The 17,306-nt window shown below is 67.1% G+C and carries 11 protein-coding genes and 9 tRNA genes; 8 read left to right on the top strand and 12 right to left on the bottom strand.

The window, feature by feature from the left end; all coding sequences use genetic code 11:
- The first annotated feature begins 82 nt into the window (after positions 1-82).
- From BAY15_RS11495 to BAY15_RS11480, 4 genes are all read left to right on the top strand, one after another.
- Positions 83-2,290, top strand: a complete 2,208-nt coding sequence (locus BAY15_RS11495) for a PAS domain-containing protein (protein WP_068852644.1) — start codon at positions 83-85, stop codon at positions 2,288-2,290.
- 203 nt (positions 2,291-2,493) lie between these two features.
- Positions 2,494-4,320, top strand: coding sequence for a methyl-accepting chemotaxis protein (locus BAY15_RS11490; protein ID WP_068854686.1), 1,827 nt, complete (start codon positions 2,494-2,496; stop codon positions 4,318-4,320).
- Positions 4,321-4,786: 466 nt separating this feature from the next.
- Positions 4,787-5,671 (top strand): helix-turn-helix domain-containing protein, encoded by an 885-nt coding sequence (locus tag BAY15_RS11485; protein ID WP_068852641.1) that lies wholly within the window; start codon positions 4,787-4,789, stop codon positions 5,669-5,671.
- Positions 5,672-5,855: 184 nt separating this feature from the next.
- A complete protein-coding gene (locus BAY15_RS11480; RefSeq protein ID WP_068852638.1) occupies positions 5,856-7,718 on the top strand; it encodes a methyl-accepting chemotaxis protein in 1,863 nt (620 codons plus the stop codon).
- Positions 7,719-7,771: 53 nt separating this feature from the next.
- On the opposite strand, the gene BAY15_RS11475 is transcribed toward BAY15_RS11480, so the two are convergent.
- A tRNA-Leu gene (locus tag BAY15_RS11475) sits at positions 7,772-7,858 on the bottom strand.
- A 124-nt stretch (positions 7,859-7,982) separates the two neighbouring features.
- Here BAY15_RS11475 and BAY15_RS11470 point away from each other — a divergent pair.
- Positions 7,983-8,363 carry a response regulator gene (locus BAY15_RS11470; protein WP_068852635.1) on the top strand — a complete coding sequence of 127 codons (381 nt, stop codon included), beginning with the start codon at positions 7,983-7,985 and terminating at the stop codon, positions 8,361-8,363.
- On the opposite strand, the gene BAY15_RS11465 is transcribed toward BAY15_RS11470, so the two are convergent.
- The 11 genes from BAY15_RS11465 to BAY15_RS11415 form a co-directional block, all read right to left on the bottom strand.
- Entirely contained in the window at positions 8,345-9,301 is a 957-nt protein-coding gene (locus BAY15_RS11465; protein WP_068852634.1) for an SOS response-associated peptidase family protein, read from the bottom strand. The two genes, BAY15_RS11470 and BAY15_RS11465, sit on opposite strands and share 19 nt — an antisense overlap.
- 86 nt (positions 9,302-9,387) lie before the next feature.
- Positions 9,388-9,463, bottom strand: a tRNA-Glu gene (locus tag BAY15_RS11460).
- A 57-nt stretch (positions 9,464-9,520) separates the two neighbouring features.
- Positions 9,521-9,596: transfer RNA gene (locus BAY15_RS11455), tRNA-Ala, on the bottom strand.
- A gap of 108 nt (positions 9,597-9,704) precedes the next feature.
- Positions 9,705-9,780, bottom strand: a tRNA-Glu gene (locus tag BAY15_RS11450).
- Positions 9,781-9,830: 50 nt separating this feature from the next.
- Positions 9,831-9,906: transfer RNA gene (locus tag BAY15_RS11445), tRNA-Ala, on the bottom strand.
- A 134-nt stretch (positions 9,907-10,040) separates the two neighbouring features.
- Positions 10,041-10,116 (bottom strand) — tRNA-Glu (locus BAY15_RS11440).
- A 51-nt stretch (positions 10,117-10,167) separates the two neighbouring features.
- Positions 10,168-10,243: transfer RNA gene (locus BAY15_RS11435), tRNA-Ala, on the bottom strand.
- A 100-nt stretch (positions 10,244-10,343) separates the two neighbouring features.
- Positions 10,344-10,419, bottom strand: a tRNA-Glu gene (locus BAY15_RS11430).
- Between the two features lie 54 nt (positions 10,420-10,473).
- Positions 10,474-10,549 (bottom strand) — tRNA-Ala (locus BAY15_RS11425).
- Positions 10,550-10,605: 56 nt separating this feature from the next.
- Positions 10,606-12,867 (bottom strand): heavy metal translocating P-type ATPase, encoded by a 2,262-nt coding sequence (locus tag BAY15_RS11420; RefSeq protein ID WP_428999300.1) that lies wholly within the window; start codon positions 12,865-12,867, stop codon positions 10,606-10,608.
- Positions 12,868-12,947: 80 nt separating this feature from the next.
- Positions 12,948-13,346: a heavy metal-responsive transcriptional regulator gene (locus BAY15_RS11415; protein ID WP_068852631.1), complete on the bottom strand. Its 399-nt coding sequence runs from the start codon at positions 13,344-13,346 to the stop codon at positions 12,948-12,950.
- A gap of 217 nt (positions 13,347-13,563) precedes the next feature.
- Here BAY15_RS11415 and BAY15_RS11410 point away from each other — a divergent pair, with 217 nt between their 5' ends.
- The 3 genes from BAY15_RS11410 to BAY15_RS11400 all read left to right on the top strand — a co-directional run bounded on the left by BAY15_RS11410 (position 13,564) and on the right by BAY15_RS11400 (position 17,295).
- Positions 13,564-14,634 carry a GlxA family transcriptional regulator gene (locus tag BAY15_RS11410; RefSeq protein WP_237334251.1) on the top strand — a complete coding sequence of 357 codons (1,071 nt, stop codon included), beginning with the start codon at positions 13,564-13,566 and terminating at the stop codon, positions 14,632-14,634.
- Between the two features lie 84 nt (positions 14,635-14,718).
- Complete coding sequence (gene dsbG, locus BAY15_RS11405; protein WP_068852625.1) at positions 14,719-15,552, top strand: thiol:disulfide interchange protein DsbG; 834 nt, start codon at positions 14,719-14,721, stop codon at positions 15,550-15,552.
- 312 nt (positions 15,553-15,864) lie between these two features.
- Positions 15,865-17,295, top strand: a complete 1,431-nt coding sequence (locus BAY15_RS11400) for a DcaP family trimeric outer membrane transporter (protein WP_068852623.1) — start codon at positions 15,865-15,867, stop codon at positions 17,293-17,295.
- The last annotated feature ends 11 nt before the right edge of the window (positions 17,296-17,306 follow it).

Below are 17,306 nucleotides of genomic sequence, written 5' to 3'. Positions count from 1 at the left end.
GCCAGATGAAAGATCAGCACGCGGGATACTGCGGTCCAGGCCGGTGCGATGGCGCCACCCCTGGCGCCGTCGGCGTGCGCGCATGAAACCCATGCCGCCGCCGGCCGACGCACTGCAGGAGGCAATCGAACAGCGCCGCCGGCTGGAAATGATCATCGACGGCACCGCGATGGGTACCTGGGAGTGGAACTGCCAGACCGGTGCCATGCGGGTCAACGAACGCTGGGCGCAGATCGTCGGCTACACCCGCGAGGAGCTGTCGCCGATCACATCGCAGACCTTCTCCCGGCTGGTCCATCCCGATGACCTGGCGCAATCCAATGCGCTGCTGCGTGAGCACCTGGACGGACGGTCGCCGCACTACGACAGCCTGTGCCGCATGCGCCACAAGCAGGGACACTGGATCTGGGTACAGGACCGCGGGCGTGTCTACGAACGGGACGCCGAAGGCCGGCCACTGCGCATGGCCGGCGCGCATGCCGATGTCAGCGACCTGCAGAACGCACGCGAAGACGCGGCGGACACCCGCCAGCGCCTGCAGGCGGTGGTCGATGCGTCCGACGAGGTAGCGGTGATCGCCACCGACATCCATGGCGTGGTCAACCTGTTCAATACCGGTGCGCAGAAGCTGCTGGGCTACACGCCGGAAGAAGTGATCGGCCAGGTCAATCCGGGCCTGTTCCATGAGCTCCATGAAATGCAGGATTACCTGCGGCCCCTGGCCGATGCCGAGGGGCGCCTGCCGACGGTGTTCGAAGCGCTTACCGCACACGCCGCGCAGGGCACCTGGTCGCACCAGTGGACCTTCGTGCGCAAGGACGGCGAGCACCGGCAGGTGCGGCTGTCGATCAGTCCGCTGGATTCGGGCAGCGGCCAGCGCATGGGCTACGTCGGCATGGCGGTGGACATCACCCCGCTGCTGGAAATGCGCGAGCAGGCCTACCTGGCGGCGGAGAAATTCGCGGGTGCCTTCTCGTCGGCCGCGCTCGGCATGGCACTGGTGTCGCTGGAAGGGCGCTGGCTGGACGTCAACGACGCGCTGTGCGGCATTCTCGGCTACACGCGCGCCGAGCTGCTGGAGATTGATTTCCAGACCCTGACCCATCCCGACGACCTGCATGCCGACCTGGCCCTGGTGGGTGACCTGCTGGCCGGTCGCCGCGACCACTACCACATGGAGAAGCGGTACCTGGGCAAGGGCGGCAACGTGGTCTGGGGCCGGCTGTCGGTATCGCTGGTGCGTGCGCCGCACGGCGAGCCACTGCATTTCGTCTCGCAGATCCAGGACGTCACCGTGCAGCGCTCCAGCGGCCAGCAGCTGCGCGAATCGGAGCACCGCACCCGGGTGACCCTCGATGCGGTCGCGGACATGGTGCTCACCCTGGATATGGCGGGGCACATCCAGTACGCCAATGCGGCCGCCACCCGCGCGCTCGCCGGCGAGGGCGCCGCGCCGGTCACCGGCAGCCAGGTCCAGGACGTGATGGAGCTGACCACCGAATACGCCCCGCGCTCGCCGCTGGACCTGGCCGTGCTGCTGGACGCGGAGAGCAATGCGGTGGACCTGCATTCGGACCTGCTGCTGTCGGTGGGGGCGCAGTTGGTGCCAGTGGACCTGACCCGGGCCTGGCTGCAGGGCGAGGACGGGCAGGTGAGTGGCACAGTGTGGGTGATCCGTGATGTGACCCAGCAGCGCGCCCGCCAGCGCGAGGCCCGCCACCTGGCCGAAGTCGACCCGTTGACCGAGCTGAGCAACCGGCGCGGCTTCGAAGCGCACCTGCAGGAGGCCATCACCCGGGTGGCCCGCACCGGGCAGTCGGCCTCGCTGATGTTCATCGACCTGGACAACTTCAAGCCGATCAATGACAGCCACGGCCACCTGGCGGGAGACGCCATGCTGTGGGCGGTCGCCACCGTGCTCCGGCATGGCGTGCGCGATTCGGACATCGTGGCACGGCTGGGCGGCGATGAATTCGCGGTGATCCTGGCTGGCTGCTCGCTCCGGCGCGCGCGGCGCATCGCCAGTGACCTGCTGGAATCGGTGCGCACGCTCAGCGTGCCATGGGGCGCGGGACGCCTGGTGGTCGGCACCAGCATCGGCATCGCCGCGATCGGTGGCCACATGAGCGTGGATGCGGCGGTCGCCGCAGCGGACGCCCAGTGCTACCGGGCCAAGGCGCTGGGCAAGAACAACGTGCAGGTCGAAGCGCCCGTGCACGGTGGCCCCGACCCCCTGGACGTGGGTGACGCAGAACTCGATGGCGAGAGCAGCGAAGGCGGCCCAGGCTGAACCTGCTCAGGGTTGACGTCCCAGTACCGTGCCCGATACCTCAAGCTTGATGGCCGAGGGTCGATACCTTCCTCGCAATCGGCCCCACCCCGCAGACGTCTTCGCAGGTCCCGAAGCCAACGTGATTCCGCGCCGCACAGCACCCGCGTCGCCTCCCCATCAGCTGATCGGACATCGAGGATATGGAAATGTTCAGCTCAAGCATGCAGTTGCCCCTGTCGGCAGCGGACACGGCTTCCGCCCCCGTATCGCGCTGGCGCCCGTTCGCCGCGCTGTTCAGCGCGCGCCGCGCGCTGCGCGACGACGCCCGGCAGGCCGCACTGCACCAGGCCGAGCTGGAAGCGCAGGTCGCCGCGCTGCACCGGGTCCAGGCGGTGATCGAGTTCGCGCTCGACGGCACCATCCTGACCGCCAATGCCAACTTCCTGCAGGCGCTCGGCTACTCGCTGGACGAGGTGCGCGGGAAGCACCATGCCATGTTCGTCGACCCGGCCCAGGTCGCCACCCCGGCGTATCGCGAGTTCTGGGCGCGGCTCGGCCGCGGCGAGTACGACGCCGGCCAGTACCGCCGTTTCGGCAAGGGCGGGCGCGAGATCTGGATCCAGGCCTCGTACAACCCGGTGCTGGACCCGAACGGGCGCCCGTACAAGGTCGTCAAGTTCGCCACCGACATCACTGCCCAGATGATGCAGGCGGCCGATTTCGCCGGCCAGCTCGCGGCCATCAACAAGTCGCAGGCGGTGATCGAGTTCAGCCTCGATGGCCGCATCCTCGGCGCCAACGAGAATTTCCTGGCCACTACCGGCTATACGCTGGAGGAAGTGCGCGGCCAACACCATGCCATGTTCGTCGCCGCCGACTACCGCGGCAGCGACGAGTACCGCGCGTTCTGGGAGAAGATGGGGCGGGGCGAGTACGACGCCGGCCAGTACCGGCGCGTCGGCAAGGGCGGACGTGACATCTGGATCCAGGCGTCCTACAACCCCGTCCTGGACGTGGACGGCCGCCCGCTCAAGGTGGTCAAGTACGCCACCGACATCACCGCCCAGGTCCGCGACAGCCAGGCCCTGCAGCAGGCGGTGGCGCAGACCCGCGAGGTGGTGGCCGCCGCGCAGGGGGGCGACCTTACCGGGCACATCGCCGTCGATGACAAGACCGGCCCCATCGCCGAACTGTGCTGCGGCATCAACGCGCTGGTCGAAGCGATGGCCGGCATCATCGGGCAGATCAAGTTTGCCGCCGACACCATTGCCCTCGGCGCCAGCGAAATCGCGGTCGGCAACGCCGACCTGTCCCAGCGCACCGAGCAGCAGGCCGCGTCGCTGGAAGAAACCGCGGTATCCATGAAGGACCTGGCCGATACCGTGCGGCGCACCGCCGACAATGCCCGCCAGGCCAGCGAACTGGCCAGTGGCGCGGTGGGCGTGGCGGCGCAGGGCGGGCAGGTGGTGCACGAGGTGGTGTCGACCATGGCGCTGATCAACGAGTCCTCGCGCCGCATCGTCGACATCATCGGCGTGATCGATGGCATTGCCTTCCAGACCAACATCCTGGCGTTGAACGCGGCGGTGGAAGCGGCCCGCGCGGGCGAACACGGGCGGGGATTCGCGGTCGTCGCGGCGGAAATCCGCTCGCTGTCGCAGCGTTCGGCCGGCGCGGCCAAGGAGATCAAGCAGCTGATAACCGACTCGGTGGACAAGGTCGGTACCGGCACCAGCCAGGTAGAGAGCGCCGGGCGCACCATGGACGAGATCGTGGTCAACGTGCGGCGGGTCAGCCACCTGATGACCGAGATCAGCACGGCCACCCGCCAGCAGAGCGAGGGGATCACCCAGATGAACCGGGCGGTCGACCAGATCGACGAGGGCACCCAGCAGAACGCCGCGCTGGTCGAGGAGGCCTCCGCCGCGGCGCGCAGCATGGAAGAGCAGGCCAGCCAGCTGCTGCAGACCGTGGCGGCGTTCCGGGTGGATGCGGCGGTGGCCACGGCGCTGCGCCAGGGCGCACAGCCGGTACTGCGGCGGGTCTGAAACGCGGCGCCCTGCCAACGGCCGGATCCTTGGAACCGCGCCAGGGCACCCCGGATGGCGGGTGCCGGGATTATGTCGGGAAGAAACTACGCAGTTTACGGGCGGGACCGTTTTCCAGGCCCGGCAACGGGGTGCTGGACAGTCCCCACCGTCCAGGCACCCCATCGCGAGGCGGGCCCATTCTTACTGGCGCAGTTTCAGGATCGCTACGTAAAGTTCGCCAAATCAGATGAAATAAACCCTGACCAATAGCCGTGCACGTGCCTGTTCACGTGCCGTAGAGTAGGCGCGGTTCCGCAGTGCGGCGCGCGCGAAGATCGATTGATCGATCTACTTCCTGTTATCTAAATCGATCCAGAAAATAATGCCCTCCCTGATTTTCCCGGACTTCGAGGCATATTCAAATTCAGTCAAGGGAATTGACAGCCATATACGGGTTACCGGGCGGGGTGATGGCGCGTGGGTGTTGAATCTGCTCGATCTCGGCGAGGTCATACTGCTGCACGGCATGGACGGCGCCCCCGTGGTGTACCGCGGCGCACCGCTCGCTTCGCGTTTTGCGGCCTACCTGGCGCTGCCGGGAAGCCAGACCGAGGTGGACGGCCAGCACGTGGGCGAGGCCGAGGTCTCCTGGCTGGCGCCACGGATCGAAGTGCATGGCTTCACCCGGGTGCCTGCGCGCTTCCTGTGCATCGACGTGGCCGAACAGCTGCTGCTGGACCAGGCCGCGCACATCGATGGACTGGAGGTGAGCCGGCTGTACCGCACGGGCAACATCACCTCGAGCCCCACCATGGTCGCCGATATCGGCGGGATGGTGCGGCGCGCGCTGGACATCCACGACCGCGACCCGGAGGCATTCGCGCAGGCGGCCGCGCGACGCGCCTTCGCTGCCCAGCTCAGTGCGCTGCTGCTGCAGTGCCACCTGCAGGCCGCCGGCGAACCTGCCGTCGCCCGGCGCGGTCGCCCACCGCTGCCGCGCCGGGAGATCGTCCGCCGCGGCATCGAGCACATCCAGCGCAGCCTGCGCGGCGAAGCGGCGTTTTCGGACATCCCGTTCGCGGTAGGGGCCTCGCAACGTTCGCTCAACCGGGCGTTCGACGACCTGTTCGGGATGGCACCGCACCAGTTCTATCTCGTCGAGCGCCTGCATGCGATCCGCAGCGCGCTGCGTTCGGCCGCGCCAGGCGACACGGTCACGGGCATCTGCTCGCGGTTCGGGGTCTGGGATCTGGGCCGGATGGCGGCGCTGTATTCCCGCATGTTCGGGCTGCAGCCGGCCCAGGAGCTGTCCCGCGCGCTCGCCGGCAAACCGTCGGCGACCGGGGCCACATCCACGCGCAGGCGCTGAGCCGATATCGCCCTAAAGTTTTCCCGGCGGTTGCCGCTGACGGAAATGCAGTCGATCTGTTTTGCCCACGGAAGGGACGCCAGCACCACGGCGGTCTTCGTGAGTCCCCAAGCGTTCTTGCGTACTACCCCGGGCATGTCGCCCGGCGTAGCCCATTGAGCTTGTTGGAACCGAGGAAACATCGATGTCCATCGCAGCCCTGCAGTCGCCGGCGTCCCCCCGCACCGGTGCCTCCACAGCCACGTCTTTCCTGCGCTCGCTCGGCGCGCTCGCCTTCTCGCCGCGGGCCACGCGGCAGGCCAGCACCGCCCTGGCCCAGCGCCATGCCGAACTTGAAGCGCAGGTCGCTGCGCTGCACCGGGTACAAGCGGTGATCGAGTTCGACCTGGAGGGCACCATCCTCCAGGCCAATGACAACTTCCTGCAGACCCTCGGCTACACGCTGGAGGAGATCCGCGGGCGCCACCATTCCATGTTCGTCGACCCGGAGCACGTGCGCAGCAGCGCCTACCGCGAGTTCTGGGCGCGGCTCGGTCGCGGCGAGTTCGATGCCGGCCAGTACCGGCGGGTGGGCAAGGGCGGCCGCGAGATATGGATCCAGGCGTCCTACAACCCGGTGTTCGACAGCAGCGGCCGGCCGGTCAAAGTGGTCAAGTTCGCCACCGACATCACGGCCCAGCAGATGCAGGCGGCCGACTTCGCCGGCCAGCTGGCCGCGATCAATACCTCGCAGGCGGTGATCGAGTTCAGCCTGGACGGCTGCATCCTGTCGGCCAACGACAACTTCCTGGCCACCACGGGCTACGCGCTGGAGGAAGTGCGCGGCCAGCACCATTCGATGTTCGCCGAACCCGAGTACGCCCGGAGCGCCGAATACCGGCAGTTCTGGCAGAAGCTTGGCCGGGGCGAGTATGACGCCGGCCAGTACCGCCGGCTGGGCAAGGGCGGGCGCGAGATCTGGATCCAGGCGTCCTACAACCCGATCTTCGACATGAACGGGCGTCCGTTCAAGGTGGTGAAGTACGCCACCGACATCAGCGCGCAGGTGCGTGATGCGCAGGCGCTGGCGGCTGCTGTCGCGCAGACCCGCGAAGTGGTTGCCGCCGCCCAGGCCGGCGACCTGGGCAGGCGCATCGATGCCGGCGACAAGACCGGCGCCATCGCCGAGCTGTGCGAGGGCATCAATGCCATGGTCGAAACCATGGGCAGCGTCATCGGCCAGATCCGCGTTGCCGCCGACGCGGTGGCGCTGGGCGCCAGCGAGATCGCCACCGGCAAGGCCGACCTGTCCCAGCGCACCGAACAGCAGGCCGCGTCGCTGGAGGAAACCGCAGTATCGCTTCAGGGCCTGACAGGCACCGTACGGCAGAGCGCCGAGGATGCCCGACAGGCCAGCCAGCTGGCCGGCGGCGCGGTGGACGTGGCCGCACAAGGGGGCAGGGTGGTCAGCGAGGTGGTCACCACCATGAGCCTGATCAACGCCTCGTCGCGCCGCATCGTCGACATCATCAGCGTGATCGACGGCATCGCGTTCCAGACCAACATCCTGGCGCTCAACGCGGCCGTGGAAGCGGCGCGTGCCGGCGAACACGGGCGCGGCTTTGCCGTCGTGGCCGGCGAGATACGCTCGCTGTCGCAGCGGTCGGCCAGCGCGGCCAAGGAGATCAAACAGTTGATCGACGACTCGGTGGACCGGGTCGGGACGGGCACCGCCCAGGTCGAGAGCGCCGGCCGCACCATGCAGCAGATCGTGGACAGCGTGACGCGGGTCGATGCCCTGATCGCACGCATCAGCACCGGAGCGCAGCAGCAGAGCGAAAGCATCGGCCAGATCAACCAGGCGGTGGAGCACATCGACCAGAGCACGCAGCAGAACGCGGCGCTGGTGGAAGAGGCATCGGCGGCCGCGCGCAGCATGGAAGAGCAGGCCACCCAGCTGCTGCAGACAGTGTCCGCATTCCGTGTCGACGGCGCGGTGGCCCAGGTGCTGCGCCAGGCGGCGCAGGGGAATACCCCGGGTGGACCGGCCGCGCTGCGGCTGGTCTGAGTACGCACCAAAAGCAGAAGGCCAGATCTTTCGATCTGGCCTTCTGGATTCCATGGTGCCGAAGGTGGGACTCGAACCCACACGCTTTTAAGGGCGGCGGATTTTGAGTCCGCTGCGTCTACCGATTCCGCCACTTCGGCTGGCTGGCCGCGTAGTGTATACAAACCCGGCCGGATTGGGGAGGTCTGAATCGTTCAGTCGACCCCGGACCTTCATTTTTCCGCGACGTTATACTCATTGCGCTGAACGATACAGGGAACGGCGATGAGCGCGTTGCAGGGTCTGCGGGTACTGGTGGTGGAAAACGACGCGATGAGCGCGTCGTTGCTCGAGATGCAGCTGATGCACGCGGGTGCGGTGATGGTCGGGCCGGCGTCGTCGGTGGCCGAGGCACTGCGCCTGATCGAAGAGGCTGCGCCGCAGATCGTTCTGCTGGATTACCGCCTGGCCAATCACGAGACCAGCGACCCGGTCGCCGATGCACTGACCGCGCTTGGCATTCCCTTCGTGGTGGCCACCGGCATGGCGCATTTCCAGCTGCCCGAGGCGTTCCGCGCGGGCAGGGTGCTGACCAAGCCCTATCTGGCCGTTGAGTTGAACCAGGCGCTGACCGCTGCGCTGCAGGATCACGCCGCCTCGGCGTAATCCAGCTCGACCGGCTCGCGGTCGTCCAGGATGCGGTACAACGCGGCCAGGTCCTGCGGATCTGGATTCAGCCACGCATCCAGGTTTTCGCGTCGGATCGGTACGATGCAGCGGTCATGCCCGGCTGCGGCCACGTCGCGCGGGGGGTCGTCGGTGATGGCGGCGAACGAGAGCAGGCGGCCCTCAGGGCCTTCCCATTCCGACCACAGGCAGGCGATCAACAGATCGCGCGGTGGCTGCGGGCGGAATTCGAGCACCACGTTCCGTGGATTCTCGCCCGGTGCCAGGCTGCGCTGTTCCAGCGCATGGCGGGGCACGTGTTCGTAGAACGATTGCACGACGACAACGCCGTGGTGGTGGCCGAACGCGTTCTTCCAGTAAGCCTCGAGGCTGTCGCGGCGGGCGTTGTAGGTGCCCGAATAGAGCGCGTCGTTGCGCGCGGGCTTGTCGGGCAGGCGGCACTGGTAGCGCATCGGCTTGATCACGCGCTGGCCATGTTCGGACACGATCACCGGGGCGTATACGCCGGGGAAGATGCGGCTGTCGCGCGGCAGCAGGCCGGTGCGGTGCAGGTCGGCCAGGCGTGCCTGGGCCCGGTCAACGCGGTTGCCGGCAATGCGGATGTCATTGCGGGCCTTCTGGGTGGGGCGGTGCGCCAGGCTTTCTTCGGCCTGCTTCCGGCGTGCGGACTGGAGGCGGATTTCCTCGTCCAGCGCCTGCATTTCTTCGGCATGCCATTGCTGGATCTTCGCCACGATATCCTGGCCCTGCGCGGTGCGCGCACCGGCAAAGCCGTCGTCCATGGCCTTTGGGGTCTTGGGGCGTTGCTTGCCGGCGTCATGGGCGTAGAGCTGGGCGAACTCGTCCAGCGAAATGGCGGCGCCGAACTCACGAACCAGCTTGGTGTAGTCGGCGCGGATCTGGGCGGAATAGCACATGGGCCTGGACCGGAGGGGTATCAACTGTGGGTTGATACGCTACCAAACAAAAAGCCCCGGCATTGCCGGGGCTTTCTGCGTTGTATTGGCGTCCCCACGGGGATTCGAACCCCGGTCGCCACCGTGAAAGGGTGATGTCCTAGGCCTCTAGACGATGGGGACGCACGAAAACCTGAATTTTAATGCTGCATCCATCCGATCGGCCTAATGACCGGATGTTGGTGGAGCCAGGCGGGATCGAACCGCCGACCTCCTGCATGCCATGCAGGCGCTCTCCCAGCTGAGCTATGGCCCCACGTTGATGCTGCGAGCCGCCTATAATATCGGTGTTTTCCGAAAAGGGAAACACTTTTTTCGACGGATACAAAAAACCCCGGCATTGCCGGGGTCTTCTGCGTTTGATTGGCGTCCCCACGGGGATTCGAACCCCGGTCGCCACCGTGAAAGGGTGATGTCCTAGGCCTCTAGACGATGGGGACGCACGAAACTTTGAATTTTGCTTCTGTCGGACGGCCTATGTCCGGAGAAGTGGTGGAGCCAGGCGGGATCGAACCGCCGACCTCCTGCATGCCATGCAGGCGCTCTCCCAGCTGAGCTATGGCCCCACGTTGTTGCTACCAGCCCGACATTCTAGCGTTGATTTGCCTGAATGGCCAGCCTTTGTTAAACGCCGCCATCCGACCAACGGTCGGATGCTACCGGCAGGTAACGACCGTTGGTCGGTACACCGGTTGATGAGTGGCGTCCCCACGGGGATTCGAACCCCGGTCGCCACCGTGAAAGGGTGATGTCCTAGGCCTCTAGACGATGGGGACGCATGAACTCATCAATGTTTCCAACACCTCCGAACGGCCTAAGGTCCGGAGTGGTGGAGCCAGGCGGGATCGAACCGCCGACCTCCTGCATGCCATGCAGGCGCTCTCCCAGCTGAGCTATGGCCCCACGATGCTGGAGGCGGAATTCTACGCGTGTGAAGACGATTCGCCAAGTGTTTTTGCAAATAAAAAACCCCGACCGAAGTCAGGGCTTTTTGTTTTGTAACTGGCGTCCCCACGGGGATTCGAACCCCGGTCGCCACCGTGAAAGGGTGATGTCCTAGGCCTCTAGACGATGGGGACGCACGAAAAACTCGAATTGTGTTCACTACCTTCCGAACGGCCTAAGGTCCGGAGTGGTGGAGCCAGGCGGGATCGAACCGCCGACCTCCTGCATGCCATGCAGGCGCTCTCCCAGCTGAGCTATGGCCCCACGTCGTGAGGAGCGAGATCATAGCGATGCTGTTTTCGATTGGCAAGAAAAAACTGTCATGACGTTGGCAATCGTTGATGGCGAAGACGCAACGCATTGCTGATCACCGACACCGAACTGAGGCTCATCGCCACCGCCGCCAGCATCGGCGACATCGTGATGCCCAGTGGATACAGCACACCTGCCGCCACCGGAATGCCCAGGCCGTTGTAGAGGAACGCGAAGCCCAGGTTCTGCCGCATGTTGCGCACACTTGCGGACGACAGCTGGCGTGCCCGCAGGATCCCGCGCAGGTCGCCCTTGACCAGCGTGACCTGTGCGCTGGACATCGCCACGTCCGTGCCGTTGCCCATCGCGATGCCGACATTGGCGCTTGCCAATGCAGGCGCATCGTTGATGCCATCGCCGGCCATGGCCACCGTGCGGCCCTGTGCCTGCAGCGCGCGGATCAGTTCGGCCTTGTCCGCCGGGCGCATTTCACCGTGCACCTCGTCCAGGCCCAGCTCGCGCGCTACGGCTTCAGCCGTGGCGGTGCCGTCGCCGGTCGCCATCACGATGCGCAGGCCATCGCGGTGCAGCTGTGCGATGGCTTCGGCGGTGGACGCCTTGATGGGGTCGGCTACTGCAATCAGCCCGGCCAGGGTGCCGTCGACGGCCAGGAACATCACGCTGGCCGCCGCCTCGCGCAATTGCTTGGCATCGGCGTGCAGGAGCTGCAGGGAGATGTGGTGGTCGGCCATCAGCGCGGCGTTGCCGAGCAGCAGTGTCCTGCCTTCAACCGTGCCACGCACGCCAAGGCCGGTGAGCGAGTCGAAGTCCTCCACCGATGCGAGTGGGCGGCCTCGACGGCGCGCTTCGGCGACGATCGCTGCGGCCAGCGGGTGTTCGCTGCCCTGGTCCAGGCTGGCCGCCCAGTGCAGCACGTCGTCGGCCGCGAATCCGGGCACCGGCTTTACGTCGCGGAAGGCGGGCCGGCCTTCGGTGAGCGTGCCGGTCTTGTCCACCACCAGCGTATCCACGCTGCGCAGCGCTTCGATGGCCTCGGCGTCGCGGAACAGCACACCCTGCTGCGCGGCGCGTCCGGTGGCGACCATGATGGTCATCGGCGTGGCCAGGCCAAGGGCGCAGGGGCAGGCAATGATCAGCACCGCCACTGCGCTGAGCACCGCATGCGTCCACGACGGGTCCGGTCCGAACAGGCCCCAGCCGAAGAAGGTCAGCATCGCCACGCCCAGTACCGCCAGCACGAACCAGTAGGCGACCTTGTCGGCCATCCGCTGCATCGGTGCGCGCGAACGCTGCGCCTGCGCCACCAGCTGCACGATCTGCGCCAGCATGCTGTCGTCGCCCAGCCGCTCGGCACGGATCACCAGGCTGCCGGTCCCGTTGAGGGTGGCGCCGATGACGGTATCGCCCACGGTCTTGGCCACCGGCACCGGTTCGCCGGTCAGCATCGATTCGTCCACCGTGGAACGACCCTCCAGCACGCTGCCATCCACCGGTACTTTCTCGCCCGGCCGCACCCGCAGGCGGTCGCCGGGTTGGAGTGCAGTGATGTCCACGTCTTCCTCGTGGCCGTCCTCGCGCAGCACCCGCGCGGTTTTCGGTGCCAGCCCCAGCAATGCCTTGATCGCCGCCGAGGTCTGGGCGCGGGCGCGCAGCTCCATCAGCTGGCCGAGCAGGGTGAGCGAAATGATGACCGCCGCCGCTTCGAAGTACACGCCCACGTGGCCGTGCTGCTGGAACGACGGCGGGAACAGTCCGGGCGCAATCGTTGCCACCACGCTGTAGGCATACGCGGCCAGCACACCGGTGCCGATCAGGGTCCACATGTTCGGGCTGCGGTTGCGGATCGACTGCGCCCAGCGCTGCACGAACGGCCAGCCTGCCCACAGCACCACCGGCGTGGCCAGCACCAGCTCGATCCACACCCGCACGCCTGGCGGCACGCCGTGCAGCAGCGGGGTCATGGCCAGCATTGCCAGCGCCATGGTGGCGATGCTCAGCGGCAGGCTCCACCAGAAGCGCCGGCGGAAGTCGGTGAGCTCCGGATTTTCGCCCTCGTCCAGGCTGGGCATCATCGGTTCCAGCGCCATGCCGCAGATGGGGCAGGTGCCGGGCCCTTCCTGCACGATCTCTGGATCCATCGGGCACGTGTAGAGCGTGCCGGCCGGTACCGGTTCGGCGATGTGCGAGGCAGGGTCGAGATAGCGCTGCGGCGCGGCGATGAATTTGCGCCGGCAGCCATCGCTGCAGAAGTGGTAGTCGCTGCCGGCATGCCGGGCGTGGTGCGCGGTGGTGTCCGGGTTCACGTCCATGCCGCAGACCAGGTCCTTGACCGTGTTGCCTGCCGGGGCGCCACCGCCGTGCGCGGCGCAGCAGCTGCCTTTGGGCGCGGTCATCGGTGAGGCTCCGTCAGTGCACCCAGGATCGGGCACTGTTCCAGGCCGCCATGGCCGGGGCAGGCATCGACCAGTTGCTTCAGCGCGGCATGCATGCGCTGCAGTTCGGCAACGCGCTGTTCGATGTCCTGCAGCTTCAGCACTGCCGCCTCGCGCACCTGGGCCATGTCCTGGCCGCGCTGGTCGCTCAGGGCGAGCAGTTCGCCGATTTCCTCCAGGGTAAAGCCCAGTGCCTTGGCGCGACGGATGAAGCGAAGGCGGGTCAGGTCGGTGTCGTTGAAGACCCGGTAGCCACCGGCACTGCGCTGGGCCGTGGGCAGCAGATGCTGGCGCTCGTAATAGCGCACGGTATCGATGGGCACGCCGGCCTGGCGTGCGAGTTGTCCAATGTTCACGGCGACCTCTCTGGGGAGCAGGCGCACAGTGTGGACCCTGGAGTCTGGTCAAGAGTCAAGGGTTTGCTGCGGCGGCCTCCAATGTCGTTACCGGTCCGGATTTACAACTAGTTTCATAGCTGCCGTGGGGGGCGCTCCGTACGCTCCATTGGAATCGCCGTCAGGCCTTGATCCAGCAGGGTTTGGCGGTCTCAGCAGCCGTTCCAGGAGCGCCGCCATGGAAGCACTTCCCCCCTCTTCATCGCCCACCCACAAGCCCACGTCCCCGACCCTGATGGAAGTCGCGGTGCTCGAGTACCCGGGCAGCCTGCGTGCTGCCGCACCGGTGCTGTCCGAACTTGCCCAGCGCTGCAACCGCACCGCTGCGGCGGGTAAACGCACGGGCGCGCGCATGCTGGTGACCCGCTGGACGCTGTCCACGCGTGGGCATGGCATGCAGCGGGTGGCCGGCGCCGAACTGTTCGGCGATACCCCGCCGGCCGTGATCGTGGTGCCGGGCAACGAGCCCAGCTGGCCGCTGATGCAGGCCGACGAACGCATGCTGACCTGGCTGCGCGACTGCCATGATGCGGGCAGCCTGCTGGCGGGCTGCGAAGAGGGTGGGCTGCTGCTGGCCTCGGCCGGGGTCATGACCGGGCGCTCGGTCAGCGTCCCCGACCTGTCGCGTTGCCCGTCGCTGGCGGCGGTGGTGCCGGGCTGGCATCCGAGCGAGCGCGCGCTGGTGGACGACGGCGACCTGCTGACTGCGTCCGGCCCGGATGCATGGAAATATCTCAGTCTGCGGCTGCTGGCCCGGATCTATGGGCAGAGCGTCATGAGCGCGGCCATCCAGCAGCTGCAGCTGGTCATTCCGCGGGGCGTGCAGGAAGACCTGGAGCGCTTCAGTCCGAACTTCGCCCATGGCGATCGCGGCATCCTGAAGGCGCAGCGCTGGCTGCACGGCATCGCGGCGCGTGGCGTCACCCTGCAGGACATCTGCGACGCGGCAGGGCTGGAGCCGCGCACGCTGCAGCGGCGCTTCCTGAAGGCCACCGGTCTGCGTCCGATTGCCTACTGCCAGCGGCTGCGCATCGCCAAGGCGCAGCTGCTGCTGCAGGCCGGTGGTGCGGTCGATGAGGTGTCGTGGGCGGTGGGGTACTCCGATCAGAGCGCCTTCCGCCGGCTGTTCCTGCGCATCGTCGGAGTGACCCCGGCGCGTTACCGGCGGCAGATTTTCGCGCAACGGCGCGAGCGTCCCCGCAGCCCGCTTGCGCAGCTGCAGGGCGAACCGTTGCGCCCGGCAGCCTGAGCCGCTGCGCCAGTGGCTGCAGGGTCAGGCAGATGCGTCTACCCTGTGGGCCATTCGCCGTTCGCGTGCATTCCAGGAGTTGCCATGTTGTTGAAGACCTCGCCCGTGCTGGGCTCCGTGCTGAGCGCTGCATTGCTGCTGGCAGTCGCCGGCTGCAGCCAGGCCCAGCAAAGCCCCGCCACCGCGAAGGCGACGGCCCAAGCGGCATCCGCGAAGAGCGCCAACCGGCCGGCCGTGCTGCAGGGCATCGAGAAGCAGGGCTTCGAGGTCATCGGTGAATTCGACGCACCCGGCGGCCTGCGGGGCTTCGCTGGCGTGGTCGGCGGACAGCAGCCCGCTGCGGCTTACGTAACGGCCGACGGCAAGAATGTGATGGTCGGCACGCTCTTCAATGAGAAGGGTGAGGATGTCGGCGCGGCGCCGCTGGAAAAGCTGGTGGCCAAGCCGATGTCGGACCGGATCTGGAAGCGGCTGGATGGCAGTGCGTGGGTGCGCGATGGGCGCGCCGATGCCCCGCGCGTGGTGTACACCTTCAGCGACGCCAACTGCCCCTACTGCCATCGCTTCTGGGAAGCAGCGCGGCCGTGGGTGGACAGCGGCAAGGTGCAGCTGCGCCACGTCATGGTGGGCGTGATCCGCGAGGACAGCCCGGCAAAGGCGGCCGCGATCCTGGGCGCGCCCAATCCAAGCGCGGTGTTCCTGCAGAACGAACATGACTTCAGCAAGGGTGGCATCAAGCCGGCCGCGACGATCACGCCGGCGCTTGCCAACAAGCTCGACGCCAACCAGGTGCTGATGGTGGAACTGGGCTTCCAGGGCACGCCCGGCATCCTGTTCCGTGATGCGCAGGGCATGGTGCAACGCGTGTCCGGCATGCCGCAGGGCGAGGACATGGAAAAGGTGATGGGCCCGCGTTGATCTGAATCAAGGTCGACCCGCATGCGCGCAGCCACACTGCGCGCATGGCGTTTGACAACGTAAAACTTCACGAAAAACTCACTCCTGACTTGTTACTCAGGGCGCTGGCGTGCGCAGCTTCTGCGCGACACCCGGGATGAGGAGGGAATCCCACGCGGGTGCACTGCCGATGGCAGTACGGCGATTGGAACATGTCGCCGGAATTACTGCGGTCGTCGTTCTCCTGCGGAGCAGTACCGGGTTGCCGTTGTCGGCCGTGCGCGTGAGCGCAGCCGACACCGGCAGTATCGTCTGCAGTTCAGGGAGGACGTGATGCGTTGCGCTGCCGTGCTGCTGTTCTCTGCCTTGGCGCTTTCCGCGATGCCGGTGCGTGCGCAGGATTCCGCCGACGCCCTGCGCCAGGACATCCGCACCCTGCGACAAAGGCTGGAGGCGATGGAAAAGCGCCTCGATGCGCTGGAAACCGCCGAAGGCCACACGCCTGCGCAGCGTCCCGAGGTGACTGCGGTTGCGCCCACGGCGATCACGCCGTCCGCCACGCTTCCCCATGCAGCCACCACCCAGGTGCCCGGCACCGGCCAGGCCATCCTGCCGCCGCGTGATTCAGTGGCCGATCCGTCATCGGCCGCCTCGCGGCCGGACAGTGCGGCCGGGCCGACCGATCCGGAACTGAAAGGGTTCCTGGCCATCCCCAATACCGACACGCTGATCCGCATCGGTGGCTATGCCAAGCTCGATGCGATCGTGGATACCCGTGCGGCCGGGGACGAGGATCAGTTCGTGACCGCCACCATTCCGGTGGGCAGCGCGCACCGCGATGTCTCCAACTTCAACCTGCATGCCAAGCAGACCCGTTTCAGCTTCGAAGCACGCCGCCCGACCAGCCGCGGCAACCTGCGCTTCTACCTGGAGAACGACTTCTTCGGCAGCAGCGACGGCTACCAGTTCCGGCTGCGGCATGCCTACGGCCAGCTCGGCAACACCTACGCCGGCTATGGCTACGCCACCTTCATGGATGCCGACAGCCTGCCCGACACGCTGGACTTCGCCGGTCCCGGCGGCGCCGGCTACCTGCTGGTGGCCGGCATTCACCACAGCTTCGCGATGGGCAAGGGCAACACGTTGACGGTGGCGGCCGAAGATCCCGATGCACAGCTGGCGGGGACCACCGATGCAATGGTAGCCGCCAACCGGGTGCCGGATGTGACCGTTACCGCGCGCCTGGAGCGTGACTGGGGCCACCTGCAGTTGGGTGGCGTGGCGCGCAGCCTGGGCTACGACGGCGACCAGCGCGACGACCGAAGGTTCGGTGGCGGCGTCCAGCTCAGCGGTTCGGCGTCGGTCGGCGAACAGGACCTGCTGCTGTTCGGCGCGCTCGGCGGCAAAGGCCTGAGCCGCTATACCGCCGACCTCACCGGCTCGGACCTGGATGCGGTGATCGGCCAGGACGGGCGCCTGCATGCGCTGTCATTGCAGGGGGGCTTCGTGGGTTACACGCACTACTGGTCGCCGCTGTGGCGCTCGAACCTGATCTACGGCCAGCTCACGATGGCGCGCAACGCCGCGCTCGCGGCCGATGCGTTCCGCCAGAGCCGGTACGGGGTGTTCAACCTGATCTGGAGCCCGGCGCCGTCGTGGACGATGGGCATGGAAGTGCTGTACGGGCAACTGGAACAGCAGGACGGACAACGCGCCGACACGGTGCGGGTGCAGGGCAGCCTGCAATACAACTTCATCAAGTAGCGGAGAGACCG

This window comes from Stenotrophomonas rhizophila (assembly GCF_001704155.1).
Classification (GTDB): domain Bacteria; phylum Pseudomonadota; class Gammaproteobacteria; order Xanthomonadales; family Xanthomonadaceae; genus Stenotrophomonas; species Stenotrophomonas rhizophila_A.
Note: the sequence above shows the minus strand (reverse complement) of the source record. Positions and strands in the feature narration are given on the sequence as shown.